The sequence below is a fragment of the Limnohabitans sp. Rim47 genome (assembly GCF_001517545.1).
Taxonomy (GTDB): domain Bacteria; phylum Pseudomonadota; class Gammaproteobacteria; order Burkholderiales; family Burkholderiaceae_C; genus Limnohabitans_A.
Genome location: NZ_FBYA01000001.1, coordinates 329,886 through 343,933 on the forward strand (window position 1 = coordinate 329,886; position 14,048 = coordinate 343,933).

Sequence of the window (14,048 nt, forward strand, 5' to 3'; positions counted from 1 at the left end):
ATGGGGCGAGGATGGGGCCGCCCTGGGGCGCTCAAGATCAGTCGGCTCGAGCCGATTCTTATCTGTCATGCAATCAAATTCAATCTGTCGACGCGCCCTGAATCTCGGGGGCTTTGTGGCCGCCCTTTTGGGGGGGCTGGCCTTGGCTGTGCCGGTTAAAGCTGGGCAATACCAGTTGTTGGCAGAGCAAGCCAACACCGTGGTCGTGGCTGCGCGTGTGCAAAACGCCGAGCAAGTGTGCAATCTGGAAATCTCGATCCAGGGTCAAGCCAGTTTGGAGCGCGAAGTGCGTGCCCCTCACTTTGAGGCCCGCATCGACATCACGCCGAAAGACGCCGAATCGGTTGTTGTCACTTGGCGCGGCAAATCCAAGCGGGTCAACGACGAGGTGGTCAACGCCTGCCCCACGCTGGGCCGCACCCAGTTTCAAGTCGTGAATGACAACGTGGCTTTGCGTGCCGCGTGGCTCAGTGGTTTGGCCGCCATGGGGCAGGCCAAAGCCGAATGCGTGCGAACGGCTTTGCAGTTGGACCGTGTGCGCATCGAGTGGTTCGACATGAACAGCCCAGAGTCGAGCCCCGAGGATTGGAAAATCCAGCGCGCGATGGGCCAATGTGATGCCTTTTTGGCACAGAAAAAAGCATGGGGCGAGCAAAACCCCAAGAGCTTCCCTTGTGTGCAATCCGGTGTGAAGACCCGGTGCGAGGGCTTTTACAGCGTGACTGAAAACGGCAAAAACCGGCCTATCAGCGCTGAGGCGGCCATTCGCAGGCAGCTGGACAAGCAGCCTTGGGGCACGGGCATGAGAGAAACCGCGGGTGCCAAAGTGGCCCGTCAAAAGCAGGAACAAGCCCTGAAAGACCAGCAGTTGGCCGAAGAACAAGCCAAAGTGAAGGCGGCCATCGAAGCGCGAGAGCGTGAAGAGCAAATGGCAATAGAGGCCATCGCGGCTCAAGCCCGTGAACGCAAAGCCAAGGCCGAGGCGGACCACGCCCGGCGTTTGCAAGAACTGGAACGGCGCGAGCAAGAGCGCTTGGAAAAGCGCAGCTGGATGCTCAAGCAGCTGGAAAAGCTCAAGAGTGACCCAAAGGCCGACGCCAAGTCAGACGCCAAACCTGTCGACGGCAAGGCACCCGAAGCCCAGGCTGAACAGGTCAAGCCGAAGGATGCTGCCACCAGCGACGTGAAGTCCGAAGAGCCCAAGCCCAAATAAGGTGCGCCGCGTGCAGGAGCGGGCCCCCGCTCGCGAATGGCTGTTTTGTTAATTGGACGTTGAGGCCGAGCGACCGGCTGACCATGCCGTGCCCATCGAGGCGGCCATCACCATCGCGATGGCCATACCCTGGAAAAGCGTCAAGCGCTCGGACAGCACCAACCAACCGGCCAGTGCGCCTACGGCGGGCTCTAGGCTGAGCAAGATGCTGAAGGTGTTTTTGGGCAGGTGGTTCAGCGCATACATTTCCAGCGCATAAGGAATGGCGCTCGACAGCAGCGCCACGGCCAGGCCTGCCATCAGCCACTGCGGATCAAACAAGGCGCTGCCTGTGTGAAGCACACCAATAGGTGCCACCACCAGCGCGGCGGCCAACATGCCCAGCGGCGTGGCCATGCCGCCGTAGCGCATGGCCACACGCTGGCCAAAGACGATGTAAAGCGCCCAACAAATGCCTGCTGCCAAAGCCAGACCCATGCCCTGCGGGTCCAGTGTCGTGGCCGCTTGGGCGCCGGGCAAAGGCAGCAACAATCCCAAACCCAGCGCCGCCAACGCCACCCACAGCCAGTCGCTGGCCTTTTGCGAGGTCCAGACGGCAACGGCCAGCGGGCCGGTGAACTCGATGGCAATCGCCACCCCAAACGGAATGGTCTTGATGGCGCTGTAAAACAGCAAGTTCATAACGCCCAAAGTGACGCCATACAGACCCAGCGGCAGGGCGTCGGCCCAGACCCAGCGGCGACGCCAGGGTCGGAACACGGCCATCAGCATCAGCATGGCAAACACGAGGCGATAAGCCGTGGTGCCCTCGGCCCCTAAGGCGGGAAACAGGCTTTTGGCAAACGAGGTGCCAACCGACAAAGACACCAAGCTGCCCATCAAGGCCAGCATGGCCCACAAACGCGAATTCAAGGGGGTGTTTCTTTCCGTGGGGCGCGGTTTGCGAGGGCATTCCGTCGTGTCAAAAGGCTTTTAGGCGGCATCATAGCGCCGCATACAATGGCGGCTTCGTCCGCGGGGCGCGCACGCGTCACCCGATCAAACCCGAATTTGCCTTTTTGTGGAGCTTTCATGTTCATTTCTTCCGCTTTTGCCCAAACTGCACCCGCCGCTGCCGCTGGTGGCGACATGCAGTCCACTTTGATGAGCATGCTGCCCTTGTTGCTGATGTTTGCGGTGTTGTATTTCGTCATGATCCGCCCCCAGATGAAAAAGCAAAAAGAGCACCGCAGCATGATCGATGCCTTGGCTAAAGGCGACGAAATCGTGACCGCTGGTGGTTTGCTGGGCAAAGTCAGCAAGATCGGTGACGCCTACATTGGTGTGGAATTGACGGCTGGCGTCGAAGTGCAAATGCAGCGCAGCGCGGTGGTTCAGGTCTTGCCTAAAGGCACCCTGAAGTAATTTACCCGGGCTCATCCATGGGGCTTTGGCCGTTGCCGGCCCCGATTTTTCATCCTGCACGCGAGTCACTATGAACCGTTACCCGGTCTGGAAATACGCGATCATCGTGATCGCCATGTTGCTGGGGGTGGTCTACACCCTGCCCAACTTTTTTGGTGAAGCCCCTGCGGTGCAGGTGTCTTCGGGCAAGGCGACCATCAAGGTTGACACCCAGGCTCTGCAAAAGGTCGAAGACGCCCTGAAGGCCGCTTCGGTCATCCCCCAAACAGTGATTCTGGAGGGTGGCTCGATCCGGGCCCGCTTCGAGAACACCGACCAGCAACTCAAGGCCAAAGACGCGATTCAAAAAGCCTTGATCCCTGACGGGGCCGATCCCCAGTTTGTGGTGGCTTTGAATCTGGTGTCGCGCTCGCCCGCTTGGTTGACTGCCTTGCACGCCTCGCCCATGTATTTGGGCTTGGACTTGCGCGGTGGCGTGCACTTCATGTTGCAGGTTGACATGCAGGCCGCATTGACGCAAAGGGTGGAGGCCATCGCGGGCGACCTGCGCAGCATGCTGCGCGAAAAAGACGTACGCCACGGCGGTATCAGCCGCAATGGCCAGACCATCGAAGTGCGTTTGCGCGACGCGCAGCAGCTCGAAGCGGCCAAGCGCGTGATGGCGGCCCAATTTCCGGATTTGCAGACGCAAGACGCGGCAGACGGCAGCGAGTTCCGCCTGAGCGCCAACATCAAGCCCGAAGCGGCGCGCAAGGTGCAAGAGCAGGCTTTGAAGCAAAACATCACCACACTGCACAACCGAATCAACGAGCTGGGCGTGGCCGAGCCGGTGATCCAACAGCAAGGACTGGACCGCATCGTGGTGCAGTTGCCCGGTGTGCAGGACACCGCCAAGGCCAAAGACATTTTGGGCCGCACCGCGACCCTCGAAGTGCGCATGGTGGACGAGAGCACCGAAGCGCGCGGTGCAGAGCAAGCGGGCGGCATCGTGCCGTTTGGCGCTGAACGCTACTTGGAGCGCGATGGCCGCCCCTTGATCGTCAAAAAACAAGTGGTGCTCACCGGTGACAACCTGACCGATGCCCAGCCGGGTTTTGATGGACAGACCCAAGAGCCGGTGGTCAACCTGACGCTGGACGCCAAGGGTGCACGCATCTTCAAAGACGTGACGCGCGACAACGTGGGTAAGCGCATGGCCATCATCTTGTTCGAAAAGGGCAAGGGCGAAGTGGTGACGGCACCGGTGATTCGCGCCGAGATCGGTGGCGGCCGTGTGCAGATTTCTGGCCGCATGACCACAGCAGAAGCCAACGACACGGCGCTGCTTTTGCGTGCAGGTTCTTTGGCCGCGCCGATGGAGATCATCGAAGAGCGCACCATTGGCCCCAGCTTGGGTGCCGAAAACATCGCCAAGGGTTTCAACAGCGTGACCTGGGGTTTCTTGGTGATCGTGGCCTTCATGATGGTTTATTACGCCATGTTCGGCCTGTTCTCGGGCATTGCGCTGGGCGTGAACTTGCTGTTCTTGGTGGCCATTTTGTCGATGCTGCAAGCGACCTTGACCTTGCCCGGCATGGCCGCGATGGCGCTGGCCTTGGGCATGGCGATTGACTCGAACGTGTTGATCAACGAGCGTGTGCGCGAAGAGTTGCGCAACGGGGTCAGCCCGCAAGCGGCCATTCATGCCGGTTACGACCGAGCTTGGGCCACGATTTTTGACTCCAACATCACGACCTTGATCGCGGGCGTGGCCTTGTTGGCCTTTGGTTCTGGCCCGGTGCGCGGCTTTGCGGTGGTGCATTGCATTGGCATTTTGACCAGCATGTTCTCGGCGGTTTTCTTCTCGCGGGGTTTGGTCAATCTTTGGTACGGCGGCAAAAAGAAACTCAAATCGGTGTCGATCGGCACCGTGTGGCGGCCTGAGGCTGGCACTGCGGTGAAAGCCGACTAAGGGGACAGGACCATGGAATTATTCAAAATCAAAAAAGACATCCCGTTCATGAAGCACGCGTTGGTGTTCAACGCGATCTCCTTCATTACTTTTGCGCTGGCGGTGTTCTTTTTGTTCAGCCGTGGCCTGCACCTTTCGGTGGAGTTCACGGGCGGCACCCTGATGGAAGTCAGTTACAGCCAGCCCGCAGACTTGCAAAAGGTGCGCGGCACGGTGAGCACGCTGGGTTTTAGCGAAGTGCAGGTGCAAAACTTTGGTTCGGCACGCGATGTGATGATCCGTTTGCCCGCGCAAAAAGGCGTGAGCTCGGCACAGCAAAGCGACAAGGTGTTGGCGGCCCTGAAAGCCGACAGCCCCGATGTCACGCTGCGCCGCACCGAGTTTGTCGGGCCTCAAGTGGGCGACGAACTGGCCGAAGACGGCTTGAAGGCGCTGGGCTTTGTGGTGCTGGGCATCATGATTTACTTGGCCGTGCGCTTTGAGTGGAAGTTCGCGGTCTCGGCCATCATCGCCAACTTGCACGACGTGATCATCATCTTGGGGTTTTTTGCCTTCTTTCAGTGGGAGTTTTCACTGGCGGTTTTGGCGGCGGTGCTGGCGGTGCTGGGTTACTCGGTCAACGAGTCGGTGGTGATTTTTGACCGAATCCGCGAGAACTTTCGCCGTTACCGCAAGATGAACACCGTCGAGATCATCGACAACGCGATCACATCGACCATCAGCCGCACCATCATCACCCACGGTTCGACCCAGATCATGGTGCTGTCGATGCTGCTGTTCGGTGGCGAGACGCTGCATTACTTCGCCATGGCCTTGACCATTGGCATTTTGTTCGGCATTTACTCGTCGGTGTTTGTGGCGGCCGCCATTGCCATGTGGCTGGGCATCCAGCGCGAAGACCTGATCAAGCCACTCAAGAAAGACAACGACCCCGGCGACGAAAATTCAGGCGCAGTGGTCTGACCTCGCCAAGCCGGGCTGGATCGTCGTCATGCCCGGCGTAAATGTCTGCACACCTTGCCGTGTTGTTGCCGCACCTGACATCAATGCTGTCATGCCCGGCCTGACCGGGTATCTATCTGCAACGACTGCGTGGACCCCCGATCAAGTCGGGGGTGACAGCGTCCTAAGTCGGGGTGACAGCGTCCTAAGTCGGGGTGACAGCGTCCTAAGTCGGGGGTGACGAAGCCTGTCAGCTTATCCCGCCCCTACCCGCTGAAACAGCCCACCCGGCAAGCGCCCTACTTGCCCCAGCAGTTCCAGTTCCAGCAATTGCGCTTGCAGTTGTGCGGTGCTCCAGCCGCAGCGGGCTTGCAGGGCGTCCAGGCTCACCGGGTCATGGCCCAAAGCGTGGAGCAGCGCATCCTCGGACTTGTCGGAGTGCGTGCCCCGCGTTTCGCTGTCTGCAGCGCTGTCCAGTGCCAAGGGCACTGCCCGCATCGTGTCGGGCAGGTGCAACTCTTCCAGCACGTCTTGTGCGGATTCCACCAGCTTGGCCCCTTGCTTGATGAGCCAATGACAGCCTTTGGATTGGGCCGAGTGAATGGAGCCCGGGATGGCCATCACATCGCGACCTTGTTCGAGTGCTTGTTTGGCGGTGATGAGTGAGCCCGATTGCAAGGCCGCCTCAACCACCAGTGTGGCTTGCGCCAAGCCCGATATCAGCCGGTTGCGGCGCGGAAAATTGGGGGCCAGTGGGGGTGTGCCCAAAGGGTATTCGCTGAGGATCAGTCCCCTTTGGGCAATCTGGTGTGCCAGGTCGCGGTGCTGGCGCGGATAAACCCGGTCCAGCCCGGTGCCGACCACGGCGATGGTGGGCAGGCGGCCATCCAGTGCGCTTACCTCATGCGCAGCCAACAGCGCCCCTTCATGTGCCGCGCCGTCCACGCCCAGCGCCATGCCGGAGATGACGGTCAGTCCGCTGCCGATCAGGCTTCGGGCAAATTCGCGGGCATTGATCAGACCTTGGGGTGTCGGGTTGCGGCTGCCGACCATGGCCACCGTGCGCGTCACTTGCAGCTTCGAGAGGGCATGGATCTGGCCCATGGCGTACAGCATCATGGGGGGGTCGGGGATGTCCAGTAAAGCGCCGGGGTAGTCGGCATCGCCCAGCGTGACCACGGCCCGGCCAATGCCTGCTTCTGGGGTGGCTTGGAGCCAGCGCCAGGTTTCGTCGGTCAGCTCGGACCAGCCCATGGGCGTTTCACGCAACGCCTTGGCTTGCAGTGCCGAAACCACTTGGCGCAAGCCTGACTCGGCTTGACCAAAGATCGCATCGGGTTCGCCAAATGCAGCCAGCAAGCGCCTGGCAGCGTCAGGTCCGATACCGGGCGTGAGCGCAAGGCGCAGCCAAAAGCCCAAGGCTTGGGGGGTGTTCACCATCATGTCTCCCTGCGCAGCCTTGTTGGCTGTCTGTGCAGGCATTGTGTGCCAAACCCGGTGTGCTGCCTAGGGCTTTGGCTGAGGGCGTGGGCGTGGGTGCGGGTGGGTGCTTAAGGGCGGCGGCTTTGCCGTTGGTGTGCCAGCCAGCCAAACAACAGGTGGTTGGCCACAGCCACGGCCCAGCAGATAAAGCCTGTCCAGAAGGTGTGGCTAGGGTAGTGCGCGCCACGCAAGGTTTGTGTGAGGCCTAAAACCAAACCGATCACAAGCACGCTGACCAGGATGCGTCGCCCCAGTGCGCGTTGAGCCGTCAACCCTGAACCGAGCCACGGCAAAGCCAAGCCGACAAAAGCAAGAGCCGATGAAGCGTGTCCACCAGGGAAACAATGGCCTGCGCCACCGTCCAGCACGCCCCAATGCCAGTGCGATACATAGCTGGCTGCACCGCCAAAATCCTGCAAATCCCATGGGCAACTGGTCAGGCTGAAGTGCTTGAGGGTGCTGATGGCGATGAGCCCCAGCGTGATGCCCACCATGATTTCGCTGCGTTGCAAGCGGGTCAACTGGCGCATTGCGCCTTGCGGCCACCAGACCATGCCCAGCAGGCCGAGGTAGACCAAGATGGCCAGTTGTTTGGCCCGGGTGTGCAAGATTTCTTCCATCCACCAGTTGTCGCGCAGGCCAAAGCCGCTGCTGTCGGCAATCCAGTGCATCACCGTCCTGTCGAGGCCGGAAAAATCCCAGGCCAACAAGCACATCAAACTGACCCAGGTGAACTGTCCTAGGCGCCTGGAAGGGCTGAGGTCGCCCGGGGTGGCGTAAGCGGTTGCTGGGGTCATGTGTCGTGAAACGCTAAAAAAGCTGCAGCCCAGAATGTAATGGGGTTTGCACTGCGTGTAGACAGTCAGCTGGGTTTTGTCATGACATTCCCAGGCGCTTCAGCGCAACTTCATAGGCCGTGTCTAGAATCGAGCTCATTTGTATCCTGGATCTATCTTGTGACGGCCCCCATAAAGCTTCTCTCTGCGCGTACTGATTGGCACCCCACGACCTTGTTGGCGGTCTTGACCGTCTGGTTGTGCACCGTGGGCAATTTCCCGTTCTGGATGACCATCTGGAATCTGCCAGAAACACAGGGTTTTCGTGCGCTGACCACCATGACCAGCCTGTGGCTGATTTTGCTGGGCTTGGTGGGCTGGTTCTTGTGCCTTTGGGTCTGGCCACGCTGGCTCAAGCCTGCGGCCATGGTGATGTTGCTGACGGCGACTTCCAGCAGTTATTTCATGCTCACTTATGGGGTGGTCATCGACCCCAGCATGTTGGCCAACGTGGTGCAAACCGATGTGCGCGAGGTGCGTGACCTGTTGTCGTGGCCCATGCTGGCGGCCTTGATGGTCGGGGTGGTTGTGCCTGCCACTTGGTTGTGGCGTCAGCCTGTTCGGGCCGTGAGCGCCAAGCCGCTGATCTTGCGGCAATTGGGCGTGGCCATGTTGGCCTTGCTGGTGGCCTTGGGCTTGTTCTGGATGTCGTTCCAGGACATCGCCTCACTGACGCGCAACCACAAGCCTTTGCGCTACATGATCAATCCTTTTAACAGCGTGTATGCCATCGCCCGGCTGTTTGTGGGGCAAGCGGCTCAGGCCAGCCAGCCCTTGCAGACAATTGGCGAAGACGCCCAAGTGGTGGCCCCCGTTTCGACGCCAGACCAAGCGCCTTTGGTGGTGTTTGTCTTGGGCGAGACGGCCCGAGCCGCCAACTTTGGCTTGAGTGGCTATGCCCGCGACACCACGCCACAGTTGCGTCAATTGCAGGCGCAGGGCGACCTGACCTATTTCTCAGATGTGAAATCCTGTGGCACCAGCACGCAAGCTTCGGTGCCTTGCATGTTCTCGCATTTGGGCAAGGCGGCTTATGAGGGTAATAACCAGCGTTTTGAGAGCGTGCTCGATGTCTTGCAGCGGGCCGGTTTGGCGGTGCTTTGGCTGGACAACCAGTCCGGTTGCAAAGGCGTGTGTGAACGCGTGCCGACGGTGTCCACCACGGCGCTGAAGGTGGCCGAGTTTTGCCAAGACGGTGAATGTCTGGACGAGGTGATGCTGCACGAGTTGCCCAAACAGCTCGCCGCGCTGGACCCTGCCAAGCGGTCCAAAGGCACGGTGGTGGTGATGCACCAGATGGGCAGCCACGGCCCGGCGTATTACAAGCGCTCGCCAGACGCGATCAAACAGTTCAAGCCCGAGTGCAGCAGCCACGCTTTGCAAAACTGCCCGCCCGAGCAGATCGTCAATGCCTACGACAACTCGATCCTTTACGCCGACCATTTCATCGCCAAGACTGTGCATTGGCTGCAAGCCCAACCACGCCCCACCGCCTTGATGTACATGTCTGACCATGGCGAGTCTTTGGGCGAAAAAGGGCTTTACCTGCATGGCATGCCCTACAGCATGGCCCCGAAAGAGCAAACCCATGTGCCCATGGTGGTGTGGCTGTCCAAGCCCATGCAGCGTCAACGTGGCTGGAGCATGTCGTGCTTGCAGGCGCAAAGCGGCAAGGCCTTGACGCACGACAACCTGTTCCATTCGCTGCTGGGCTTGACCCAAGTTAAAACCAGCCTGGCCCAGCCGGAGTTGGACATCTTTTCGGCCTGTTCAGCCACCCGCTGAGCTTGCACGCCGCCACTGAGATGGCCGACTTTGGCAGATGCTTTGGAAATTGGGGACAATACGGCCCTGATTTCCTCTCCGTTTTGAGCACCTCATGGCCCTGCTTCCCATTCTTTGCTACCCCGATGCCCGCCTGCACAAGGTGGCCAAGCCCGTGCAAACGGTCGATGACCGCATTCGCGCCCTGATCGACGACATGCTGGCCACCATGTACGACGCCAGCGGCATTGGCCTGGCGGCCACGCAGATCGATGTGCACGAGCGTTTGGTGGTGATCGATGTGTCTGAAGAGCGCAACCAGCCGCTGGTGCTGATCAACCCCGAAATCACCTGGATGAGCGATGAACGCGTCAAAGGCGAAGAGGGTTGCTTGTCGGTGCCGGGCATTTACGACGGCGTGGAACGCGCCACCGCGGTCAAGGTCACGGCGCTGGACCGCCACGGCAAGCCGCAAAGCCTGGAGGCCGAGGGCATGCTGGCCATTTGCATTCAGCACGAACTGGACCACTTGCTGGGCAAAGTGTTTGTCGAATACCTGTCGCCGCTCAAGCAAGGCCGCATTAAGACCAAGCTGGTCAAAGCCCAAAAAGCCGAGCGCTGAGCACCGCATGCGTTTGATTTTTGCGGGCACGCCCGAATTCGCCCAAGTGGCCATGGCCGCCTTGCACGCCGCAGGGCACGAGATCGTGCTGGTGCTGACGCAACCCGACCGCCCTGCTGGTCGCGGCATGAAACTCCAGCCTTCGCCTGTCAAGCAATGGGCTTTGGACCACGCTGTGCCTGTGGCCCAGCCCCGCAGCTTGCGCTTGGACGGCAAATACCCCGAAGACGCCGCAGCCGCCCGCGAGGCCTTGCTGGCCGCCAAAGTCGACCAGCAGGCCGATGCCATGATCGTGGCCGCTTATGGCTTGATCTTGCCGCAGTGGACCTTGGACCTGCCGCCCAAGGGCTGCCTGAACATCCACGCTTCGCTGCTGCCGCGCTGGCGCGGTGCGGCGCCCATTCACCGCGCCATTGAGGCCGGTGACACGCAAACCGGCATCACCATCATGCAGATGGACGCGGGCCTGGACACGGGCGACATGCTGCTGGTACGCCACGAGGCCATTTTGCCGACCGACACCACCGCCGTGTTGCACGACCGACTGGCTGCTTTGGGCGGCGAGGCGATTGTGCAAGCGCTGGCCTCGCTCGATGCCTTGACGCACGAAACCCAAGTGCTGGCGGGCGTGACCTACGCGCACAAAATCGAAAAAGCCGAAGCCGCGCTGGATTGGGCCTTGAGCGCTGAGGTGTTGGCCCGGCGCATCCGCGCGTTCGATCCCTTCCCGGGCATGACAGCGCCTTTGACGACGGCATCCGGCACAGAAACCCTCAAGCTCTGGCAGGCTGTGGCCGAGCCCTTGCAGACTTGGGCCGAGCCGGGCACGGTGGTGCAGGCCGATGACAGCGGAGTGCGTGTGGCCTGCGGGCAAGGCCAGTTGTGCCTGACGCAGTTGCAGCGCCCAGGCGGCAAACGATTGAGTGCCGCCGATTTCTTGCGCGGCTGCCCCTTGCAGGCTGGCCAGCGCTTGGTGGTGGCTTGATGTTTTTCCTTTCGCGTCTGTACCGTCACCCCGCCTTTGTGGTGGGCATGAGCGAGGTATCGCCCCAGTCGCCGGGCATTGCCGCTTGGGGCCTGATGACCGGCGTGGCCATGGTCAAGTCGGGCATGAGTGTGTTCGAAGCCAGCGCCATGACGCTGCTGGTGTTTGCGGGCAGCTCGCAGTTGGCATCGATTCCGCTCATCGTGGCGGGTGCGCCCGCATGGGTGATCTTGGCCACGGGGTTTTGCGTCAATTTGCGCTTTGTGGTGTTCAGCCTGCACTTGCGGCCTTTCCTCATCCACCTGCCGCGTTGGCAGCGCATGTTCCACGCCTACCTGACGGCCGACATCAGTTACGTGCTGTTCACCCGCAAATACGCGCAACCGGGCCAGACAGCGCCAGAGCGGCACGAGCAAGAGGCTTACTTGGCGGGCAACGATTTCCTCAACTGGTTGTCCTGGATCGTGGCGAGTTTTGTGGGCATCGCATTGGCCAACCTGATCCCGCCCAGCTGGGGCTTGGGCTTTGCAGGCATTTTGTGCCTGTTGGGCATCCAGTGTTCCTTGGCCAGTTCGCGCATGCGCATGTTGTCGGCTGCGGTGGCGGGTGTGGCGGCGGTGGTGGCTTACAGCTTGCCACTCAAGCTCAACATCGTGGTGGCGATTGCCGTGGCCGTGGTTTTGTGCCTGACGGTCGAAAAAATTCGGCCTAGCCCAGGAGCTTCCGCATGAGCTTGCAATGGGGTGACACCGATCTTTGGACTTTGGCGGTCATCGTGGGGCTGACACTGGTGACCGTGCTCACGCGCAGTTTCTTTTTCATCTCCAGCAAGAGCTGGCAGTTGCCCCACTGGGCACAGCGCGGCTTGCAATACGCACCCATTGCCGCTTTGTCGGCGGTGGTGGTTCCCGAAATCGTCACCGTGCAAGGCGTGCTGATCACCACCTGGCAAGACGCGCGCTTGTTTTCGGCCGTGGTCGGTGCGGCCGTGTTTTTCTGGCGGCGCGATGTGCTGTTCACCATCATCGCGGGCATGGCCGTGTACCTGCCTTTGCATCTTGGCCTGGGCTGGTGATTCATGGGCCATCCCGGCGTTGTTCGGGGTTCGTACCGGCCAAGGTGTCAGCCGCTGTTCATGCCCGCTTTTAAAATCACAAACAGTCATTTTCTCAACCGAGCCCCATCATGAACGTCATCCGCTTTTCTGATCTGTGTGCCAATGGCCAAGCCGCAGGCCAACGCGTTTTCATCCGTGCCGACCTGAACGTGCCGCAGGCCGACGACGGCAGCATCACCGAAGACACCCGTGTGCGCGCCAGCGTGCCCTGCATCCAGATGGCGCTGGCCGCCGGTGCCGCCGTCATGGTGACCAGCCACTTGGGCCGCCCCACCGAAGGCGAGTTCAAGCCCGAAGACTCATTGGCCCCGGTGGCCAAGCGCCTGGCTCAGTTGCTTGGCCGTGATGTGCCCCTGGTGGCCAACTGGGTCGATGGCGTGACCGTGGCCCCCGGCCAAGTCGTGTTGCTGGAAAACTGCCGCGTCAACCCCGGCGAGAAAAAGAACAACGAAGCGCTGGCCCGCAAGATGGCCGCGCTGTGCGACATCTATGTGAACGATGCCTTTGGCACCGCCCACCGCGCCGAAGGCACCACCTACGGCATTGCGCAGTTTGCGCCCATCGCTTGCGCTGGCCCCTTGTTGGCCGCCGAAATCGACGCCATCGGCAAAGCCCTGGCCAAGCCGAAGCGCCCGCTGGCGGCCATTGTGGCGGCCCACCGCGCCGAAGGCACCACCTACGGCATTGCGCAGTTTGCGCCCATCGCTTGCGCTGGCCCCTTGTTGGCCGCCGAAATCGACGCCATCGGCAAAGCCCTGGCCAAGCCGAAGCGCCCGCTGGCGGCCATTGTGGCGGGCAGCAAGGTCAGCACCAAGCTGACCATTCTCAAAAGCCTGTCGCAAAACGTGGACCAACTGATCGTGGGCGGCGGCATTGCCAACACCTTCATGCTGGCTGCAGGCCTGAAGATCGGCAAAAGCCTGGCCGAAGCCGATCTGGTGGACGAGGCCAAGGCGGTGATCGAGGCCATGAAAGCCCGTGGGGCCGAAGTGCCGATCCCAACCGATGTGGTCACGGCCAAGACCTTTGCGGCGGACGCAGTGGCCACGGTGAAAAAAGCCACCGAGGTGGCTGATGACGACATGATTTTGGACATCGGCCCCGAGACGGCGGCCAAGCTGGCCGCTCAGCTCAAGCAGGCGGGCACGATTGTCTGGAACGGACCGGTGGGCGTGTTTGAGTTTGCGGCCTTTGAAAACGGCACCAAGGTGATTGCACAGGCGATTGCCGAGTCCAGCGCGTTCAGCATCGCAGGCGGTGGTGACACCTTGGCGGCGATTGCCAAATATGGCATTGAAAAGCAGGTGGGCTACATCTCGACAGGTGGCGGCGCGTTCCTCGAAATCCTCGAAGGCAAGACCTTGCCCCGCAGGCGGTGGTGACACCTTGGCGGCGATTGCCAAATATGGCATTGAAAAGCAGGTGGGCTACATCTCGACAGGTGGCGGCGCGTTCCTCGAAATCCTCGAAGGCAAGACCTTGCCCGCATTTGAGATCTTGGCCAAGCGCGCTGCGGGCTGAAGTTGCCGTCGGGACAGCCAGGAGCCAATTGGGCCCATGGGTCTTTTTGTCACCCCCGACTTGATCGGGGGTCCATGCCTTCGGTGGCCATGGATACCCGCGTTCGTGGGTATGACAAGACCAGGTGCCCGTGACCAAGCTGGACATGAGCTGCATGCGCCCAACAAAAAACCCCGCATGGCGGGGTTTTTTGTGGTTTCAAACGAATGAT

At 60.8% G+C, this 14,048-nt stretch carries 14 protein-coding genes; 11 read left to right on the plus strand and 3 right to left on the minus strand.

The features are described from left to right. Positions 1-67 precede the first annotated feature (67 nt). Positions 68-1,213 carry a hypothetical protein gene (locus tag BN3544_RS01480; protein ID WP_155820569.1) on the plus strand — a complete coding sequence of 382 codons (1,146 nt, stop codon included), beginning with the start codon at positions 68-70 and terminating at the stop codon, positions 1,211-1,213. A 48-nt stretch (positions 1,214-1,261) separates the two neighbouring features. Here BN3544_RS01480 and BN3544_RS01485 read toward each other — a convergent pair whose 3' ends face one another. Next, positions 1,262-2,104: an EamA family transporter gene (locus tag BN3544_RS01485; RefSeq protein ID WP_019431034.1), complete on the minus strand. Its 843-nt coding sequence runs from the start codon at positions 2,102-2,104 to the stop codon at positions 1,262-1,264. A 180-nt stretch (positions 2,105-2,284) separates the two neighbouring features. Between BN3544_RS01485 and yajC the strand changes: the two genes are divergently transcribed. From yajC to secF, 3 genes are all read left to right on the plus strand, one after another. After that, complete coding sequence (gene yajC, locus BN3544_RS01490; RefSeq protein ID WP_019431033.1) at positions 2,285-2,617, plus strand: preprotein translocase subunit YajC; 333 nt, start codon at positions 2,285-2,287, stop codon at positions 2,615-2,617. A gap of 70 nt (positions 2,618-2,687) precedes the next feature. Continuing rightward, positions 2,688-4,568 carry a protein translocase subunit SecD gene (gene secD / locus BN3544_RS01495; RefSeq protein ID WP_019431032.1) on the plus strand — a complete coding sequence of 627 codons (1,881 nt, stop codon included), beginning with the start codon at positions 2,688-2,690 and terminating at the stop codon, positions 4,566-4,568. 12 nt (positions 4,569-4,580) lie between these two features. Next, positions 4,581-5,531, plus strand: a complete 951-nt coding sequence (gene secF / locus BN3544_RS01500; RefSeq protein WP_019431031.1) for a protein translocase subunit SecF — start codon at positions 4,581-4,583, stop codon at positions 5,529-5,531. A 234-nt stretch (positions 5,532-5,765) separates the two neighbouring features. Here the strand turns inward: secF and dprA are convergent, their stop codons facing one another. Then, entirely contained in the window at positions 5,766-6,992 is a 1,227-nt protein-coding gene (dprA, locus tag BN3544_RS01505; protein ID WP_019431030.1) for a DNA-processing protein DprA, read from the minus strand. Between the two features lie 68 nt (positions 6,993-7,060). Then, a complete protein-coding gene (locus BN3544_RS01510) occupies positions 7,061-7,789 on the minus strand; it encodes a phosphatase PAP2 family protein (RefSeq protein WP_019431029.1) in 729 nt (242 codons plus the stop codon). 213 nt (positions 7,790-8,002) lie between these two features. Here BN3544_RS01510 and BN3544_RS01515 point away from each other — a divergent pair, with 213 nt between their 5' ends. The 7 genes from BN3544_RS01515 (at position 8,003) to pgk (ending at position 13,837) form a co-directional block, all read left to right on the plus strand. Beyond that, complete coding sequence (locus BN3544_RS01515) at positions 8,003-9,613, plus strand: phosphoethanolamine transferase (RefSeq protein ID WP_019431028.1); 1,611 nt, start codon at positions 8,003-8,005, stop codon at positions 9,611-9,613. 94 nt (positions 9,614-9,707) lie between these two features. Further along, positions 9,708-10,214: a peptide deformylase gene (def, locus tag BN3544_RS01520; RefSeq protein WP_019431027.1), complete on the plus strand. Its 507-nt coding sequence runs from the start codon at positions 9,708-9,710 to the stop codon at positions 10,212-10,214. A gap of 7 nt (positions 10,215-10,221) precedes the next feature. Further along, positions 10,222-11,199 carry a methionyl-tRNA formyltransferase gene (gene fmt / locus BN3544_RS01525; RefSeq protein ID WP_019431026.1) on the plus strand — a complete coding sequence of 326 codons (978 nt, stop codon included), beginning with the start codon at positions 10,222-10,224 and terminating at the stop codon, positions 11,197-11,199. Beyond that, on the plus strand, positions 11,199-11,930 hold the full coding sequence (locus BN3544_RS01530; protein ID WP_019431025.1) for an AzlC family ABC transporter permease: 732 nt from the start codon (positions 11,199-11,201) through the stop codon (positions 11,928-11,930). Before fmt ends, BN3544_RS01530 begins: the two co-directional genes overlap by 1 nt. Continuing rightward, positions 11,927-12,274 carry an AzlD domain-containing protein gene (locus BN3544_RS01535; RefSeq protein WP_019431024.1) on the plus strand — a complete coding sequence of 116 codons (348 nt, stop codon included), beginning with the start codon at positions 11,927-11,929 and terminating at the stop codon, positions 12,272-12,274. The genes BN3544_RS01530 and BN3544_RS01535 overlap by 4 nt, the downstream gene beginning before the upstream one ends. Positions 12,275-12,384: 110 nt before the next feature. Continuing rightward, entirely contained in the window at positions 12,385-13,698 is a 1,314-nt protein-coding gene (locus BN3544_RS01540; RefSeq protein ID WP_059355975.1) for a phosphoglycerate kinase, read from the plus strand. Continuing rightward, entirely contained in the window at positions 13,604-13,837 is a 234-nt protein-coding gene (gene pgk, locus BN3544_RS14500; protein WP_082688194.1) for a phosphoglycerate kinase, read from the plus strand. Before BN3544_RS01540 ends, pgk begins: the two co-directional genes overlap by 95 nt. Positions 13,838-14,048: the final 211 nt, after the last annotated feature.